Source organism: Arthrobacter sp. SDTb3-6 (assembly GCF_013376095.1).
In the GTDB taxonomy this organism is placed as follows: Bacteria; Actinomycetota; Actinomycetes; order Actinomycetales; family Micrococcaceae; genus Specibacter.
The window spans coordinates 1-5,399 of the sequence record NZ_JAAMFN010000079.1; the positions used below are offsets into that span (position 1 = coordinate 1).

General features: G+C 60.2%; 6 protein-coding genes and 2 pseudogenes. 2 read left to right on the forward strand and 6 right to left on the reverse strand.

The window, feature by feature from the left end; all coding sequences use genetic code 11:
* Positions 1 to 53: 53 nt before the first annotated feature.
* From G6035_RS19140 to G6035_RS19170, 6 genes and pseudogenes are all read right to left on the reverse strand, one after another.
* A complete protein-coding gene (locus G6035_RS19140; protein WP_176618691.1) occupies positions 54 to 701 on the reverse strand; it encodes a hypothetical protein in 648 nt (215 codons plus the stop codon).
* A 13-nt stretch (positions 702 to 714) separates the two neighbouring features.
* A complete protein-coding gene (locus G6035_RS19145) occupies positions 715 to 942 on the reverse strand; it encodes a helix-turn-helix domain-containing protein (RefSeq protein ID WP_176618692.1) in 228 nt (75 codons plus the stop codon).
* A 77-nt stretch (positions 943 to 1,019) separates the two neighbouring features.
* A pseudogene (locus G6035_RS19150) lies at positions 1,020 to 2,126 on the reverse strand (DUF4192 domain-containing protein).
* A 51-nt stretch (positions 2,127 to 2,177) separates the two neighbouring features.
* Positions 2,178 to 3,146 (reverse strand): hypothetical protein, encoded by a 969-nt coding sequence (locus tag G6035_RS19160; protein WP_176618695.1) that lies wholly within the window; start codon positions 3,144 to 3,146, stop codon positions 2,178 to 2,180.
* A complete protein-coding gene (locus G6035_RS19165) occupies positions 3,146 to 3,622 on the reverse strand; it encodes a hypothetical protein (RefSeq protein WP_176618696.1) in 477 nt (158 codons plus the stop codon). Before G6035_RS19165 ends, G6035_RS19160 begins: the two co-directional genes overlap by 1 nt.
* A 269-nt stretch (positions 3,623 to 3,891) precedes the next feature.
* On the reverse strand, positions 3,892 to 4,401 hold the full coding sequence (locus G6035_RS19170; protein ID WP_176618697.1) for a hypothetical protein: 510 nt from the start codon (positions 4,399 to 4,401) through the stop codon (positions 3,892 to 3,894).
* Positions 4,402 to 4,574: 173 nt separating this feature from the next.
* Between G6035_RS19170 and G6035_RS19175 the strand changes: the two genes are divergently transcribed.
* On the forward strand, positions 4,575 to 5,006 hold the full coding sequence (locus tag G6035_RS19175; RefSeq protein ID WP_176618698.1) for a translesion error-prone DNA polymerase V autoproteolytic subunit: 432 nt from the start codon (positions 4,575 to 4,577) through the stop codon (positions 5,004 to 5,006).
* A 54-nt stretch (positions 5,007 to 5,060) separates the two neighbouring features.
* Positions 5,061 to 5,165, forward strand: a pseudogene (locus tag G6035_RS20725) (hypothetical protein); the annotation flags it as partial.
* Positions 5,166 to 5,399 lie beyond the last annotated feature (234 nt).

The window sequence follows — 5,399 nt, forward strand, 5'->3', positions numbered from 1 at the left end:
GATTCTCTCCCAAGGCCCTCACCTCAGCCGAACAACCTCCCGCACCCGACTCCTCACGCGGCGGCGCTGACTACACTCTCAATTCTGAAGAGCCCCTTTTCGTGCAGCCCGTTGGGGCGCCCGGTCGGTTGCTGCCACGCGTACACGCCCTTGCGAAGCGCAATGACCTCCTCCAGCGTCAATGCTCGGACTTCCTTGGTCACGATGGGGATCTTCGCAACGTCTCGCAGGGGATTGGCACTGATGGCGCCGTGCCGCGTCGCCAAGCCGAGCATTCCGGACAGGATGGACTTGCACATCTTCGCCGTCGTGGATCCGCTATTGGTTCGGATGGTTTTGAGGAACCTGTCCAGGGAATTGACGTTAGCTTCCCTGATGGTCAGCTCACCGGTCCCTGGCAGGATGTGGGTGTCAAGAAGCTCCCTGTATCGTTTGCTGGTATTGGCTGCTCTGCCGAGGTCTTCAAATTCGGCCCACCAGATCCGGGACAGTTCGCGCAGCTGCATCTCTGGCCCGATCTCGTCCTCATTGATCGGGACCAACAGCGTGAGCTTGTGGATCAGGGCCGCCTCGGCCTTCGGCCCAGATGCTCCCCACGCTTCATAGCGGCGGATTTTGCCATCAAAAGAGCGGAACTTGGCGCGGGCGCGCCAAGTCTTCGGCTTGAGCTGGAAGCGGGTTATTTGCCCCCACGTGCCCAAGAGGAGGCGAGCTCTAGGCAAAGTGATCCTCGGTTGTGACAAGCCAGTCGTTGAGGTCCGTCCGGCTAATCCGCAGGTGCCGGCCGATCCTGTGGGCCTTCGGGCCGAGGTGCTTGACGCGCCACTGGTAGAACGTCTGCTCGGGGATCTGCAACTCCCTGCAGATCTCCTTGGGCGTCAGCCACTCCTCCACGAGCCCGGTGGGCCTGGTGACGCGGGTGGTGTTCAGTTCCTGAGTCATTGGACTCTCCTTTGTTGGTGTTTACATCTATCCATGTCGTTTCACCGCCGAAGCTGCATGACCTGCGTTGAAATTCTTTATGCCAGGCCTATGCCGCCGATTTCAGGGCCCCGGGTGTGCGGCGGCTGGTAGGCGGCCTGTCTGTTGGTTGCCCATTCGGCAAGGACGCCTTCCCGGACGAGGTGGTCGGTAAGCTGGGCCAACCTGTAGTCCGGGTCGGCCTCCAGTGCGCGCTGGAAACACTCGTGGGCTTTGCTGCCGTGGCCTTCCCACCATTGAATGACGCCCAGGCTGGTCAGCACGGGTGCCGCGTCTGCGCTGTCCGTCCGCATGTACAGCTGCAGCAGCACGTCGGAGGCGCGGTCCACCCGCTGCCAATGTGGTGCTTGCTTGGTCTGCCCCAGGAGCAGGTCTCGCATGCTTTCTTCCAGGCCGGGAATGTCTGCCAGCAGCCTGTCGCGGACCGAGATGAACTTGAGGTTGGCGATGAGGTTGGCGGCGTCATCGTCCGTGGGAGTGTCGACGCCGCTCAAAAGCCGACCCCACAACTGTCTGGCCTGGGCGATTGCTGTGGGCGGGTCCATGGCCTCTATCCGGTAGCAATGCCGGACGACGTCGTCGTGAAGGTCGGGCTGGGCGAGAACGGGGACGTGAAGGCCGGGAGAGGCGTCGATGTTGGAGCCGCGGTAGATGAGTTCGGCATTGAGTTCGCTCGACATGACCCCGTCCAGTGAGTAGGTGGCGGGCGAGTCAGAACCCATGCGCAGGTAGTTGGTGAACGTGGTTTCCCCAACGAGCCAGCCGTCGCGAACCGTGATTCCTTGCTCGCTGAGCCGTCCGGTTAGTTTTTCCATAAGGTCTTCGTGGGGGCGAGACTGGCCCGGATCTTAGGGCGTGTAGGTGAAGAGGCCAAAGACGACGCCGGTTGCCTGGCGGTCCGTGCCGATGTACCGCACAGCATGGTCGACCAGACGATCATTGCTGGCTCCGGTGCGGGGGAGGTCCACCCTGAGTGTTCCTCCGATCCGGCGGTCGTCCAGGATGACGCAGACCAGGCTTTCCTTCGGCCAGAATCCGAGGCTGTGCCCCATGAGGCTGACGAAGTCGTCGGGGGTCTTGATTCTGAGCTTTTCCACGATGTCCTCCACCTGCTGATGCCGCCGGTTTATTCCGGGAGCACTCATACATGGATGGCAGGGAAGGGAACTACGTGACGGGCGCCAACTTCGACTCGGTCAGCGCCCCATCAACAGTTGTTCGGCGGCGTTGACAAGAACCCGGTCACGGGGGAGGAGCTTCAGTCCGCGCAGCTGACAGTCCCGGATTTCAATGACTCGGCGGTGCAGGTGGGCGCGGGCGCTTCCCGCGACGGGGTCAAGAAAAGGGGTCCATCGGTTCCGCAACATGAACTTTCGTTCCGGGCTGCTCCGTCGCCATGTGGGAGTCAGTAGCATCAAGAGCCGTCGTGTCCGGAAATTGTGCCGGACGGCATCGTAATACTTACTTAACCTTGGCAGCATCAGGCCGATGCTGACAAGCAGGACTGCCAAAGTTTCAAACAAGGAAAACGACCAGTTCAGTCCGTCAAGCAGTTGGTGGTTTGGACGTCGGGATTCCTCGAGGATCCCCAGCACCAGTCGGTTCCCCAGCGCCATGGCCATGAAGATGCACCCTACGGCAAAGCAACCGACGCCGGACTTGAAGGCCTTGCTGCTCATCTTCGGGAGGAATCGTCTGGAGGTCAGGGCGATATCGGCGCAGACCCAGATGATGAACGCGGAGCCCATCCACAGAAATAGTTGCATGCCAGGCTGGTTGCCGTAGGCCAGTGGCAGATTTTGGTTGGTCGTGTCCACTTTGCTCAGGAAGAAGCCCGCAACGACGCTCGTGCCAGCCACAGCGATGGCGAAGCGTCCGCGCCGGAGGTGCTGCCGCCGCCGCCCTTGGTCTCTAAAAGCGGCCAACACCATGGCCGTATGGAATTGCCAAAAGGCGGACACGATCGCGATAACCAGGACGAGCCCCACGTGATTTCGGCCGCCTAACAGCGGATCCATCGTGGTGTAGACGTCGGGGATGAATAAGGTGCACGCCATAGCGGCGAAGAACGTCGCGCGCAGCACGGAAGCCCGCTCCTTGTCCGAGGCCGTGGGTATCCGGACGATCGTGAGCAGCCACAGCATCGCGGCCGGCACGTATTCCATTATCCGAAGACCTGGTCAAATCCGGACGGCTCACCCTGCAGATCCTGTACGCGGGGAAGAGTGCGCGCCGCCAACAGTTCCGCCAGGTATTCCGCTGCGGCTTCGTCGTCATTCTCGAAGCTGCTGCGACCGAGTGTCATCAGCGAGGTTTCCGGAAAGCCTGGCAGGTGCATGGGAGCCAGTGACGAAGCGGAGAGTTGGTGGTCCAGGATCATGTGTGCGAATTCGTGGAGAACTATGAATTGGAGCTGCAAAGTTGACTTTGGCGGGGCATACACGACGACGTCTCGGTGCGGGTAGGACAGCCAGAACCCGCAGAGGTCATCCCCGCGCAGGGTGGGCAGCTCCATAATGGTGATGGGCTTGCCGCGCTTTGCTTCCAGCCAGGATTGGATGCTTTGCAGGTCTGGATGGGCCCCAAGTTTGAGTCGGCGATTGGCTTCACGGGCTTGGTGGTGTAGCGCCCGGCTCGTCACCGTAGTGCCTTCCAGTGGCCGCGTGGCCTCCTTGATGGTCTCCTGCCATTGTGGACATGGACGGATTCGTCAGTCTCGGTTCGTACTCGGTTCGTGAGCGACTTTTCGGCGGCAAATAGTAGCGCCTGGAACCTGAATCTGGCTTTTGAAGCGACCTTCTGGCGTTTGTTCATGCGTGAGACCCATCAGCCTGTCAGCGGTAGTGGAGAATCGCTGTTTAGATCATGTTAAATCCGGTCGACGCAGATGACTAGCGTTGGATGGTCACGTTACTGGCCGTTTGTTGCTTTCCCCATGGCCAAATACGCTCGCAATCCCGATTCACCTCGACGCATGAGGGCGGCGTGAGCGAATGTAAATGCCGGCGAGGCAACGGGGCTGAGCATGGTCATCCAGCGGCTGGTGGGTCGAACGCGCCATTCGATGTCCATTTGGGTGTGTCCGTTGTCGAGCGGTGAGAGGATTACGCAGCCTTCGCCGGCCAGGTCTCCGCCGGCGTCAAAGACGACCTCGCGGGGGCTCTCAACGTGGGTGGGGTGGTAGGAAACCGCCAGCGAGTAGCCCAGCGAGGCCTTGAATTTCAGCGTGGCTGTGGTTGCAAGAAGTAGTTCCTCGTTTGACGTACCAGCTTGTGGGGACCGCTGCAGCGGCTTGGCGTAAGTACAGCCCGGCCACCAATCGGGCCATGACATGTTCGGATCCGCGATGACGTCCCAGACTTCCTGGTGGGTATTGGCGAAGGTCCAGGACGAGGAGAGGTCATAGAGGCGAGCAGTCATGGGGAAATTGTTGCACAAGGCCATGAAGCGTGACCATGCGCCGATGAAAATGAAGCAGGGATGGTTGAGGGCTCGGGTGATGATCGTCCGCTTGTGTGCACTCGAACCTGCCTTTGTCAGGGGTTGGGCCTACACTCGGGATATCGAACTTTATTGCTAGTAAGCGGTGTGTAATGGCTCATATATCGGATATTTGTTTAGTAGAATACGCGGCTCCTGCCGTGCATCCACTACTCGCCCCTGTCCTTGTAGCGGCCGGCTATCCGTCACCGGCCCAGGACTATTTCGATGGCAGGATCAACCTCAATGAGCACCTGATCAAGGATGTCACCAGCACGTACATTGTGCGGGTGTCCGGGCATTCCATGGAGGGTGCAGGCATCAGTGACGGGGATGAGTTGATCGTGAACCGGGCGCTTGAACCCAGGGACGGGTCCGTCGTGGTGGCAGTCATTGATGGTGAGCTCACCATTAAGCGACTGCGCCTCCTGCCCGGGGGAGTCGTGCTCCAGGCCGAGAACCCGGACTACCCGGACATCCCTGTTCGCGACCCGCGATCGTTGACAATCTGGGGTGTCGCCCAGACCTGCCTCCACCACCTTTAGCGAGACCTGCTGCTGATGCCTATCCGGACGGCGGAGCACAAGGGGCCGGTCCTCATGCCTGGCAGTGACTATATCGCCCACGTGGACGTCAACAGTTTCTATGCCAGTGCCGAGCGGGCTTTCGACCCCTCCCTGGAGGGCAAGCCGCTAATCGTGCTTTGTGTACGACTGGACAGTGTCTGGAGCCTTTTGCAGTGCGTGTCCGCCGGGCTGGCTTTCGGTTGCGATCGTGCTAACGGTGATGAGTCCCGCCGGAGCCCGTGCATGACGTTGCGGTAGTCGGTCAAGCCGCCGGACCCGCAGCGGAGACGCCCGGGAATTGGTTGAACTTAAATAACCTTTTGTTTTTAAAGACAACATGGGCAGGCGGGTTGGAGAATATTCAGAGCCTAA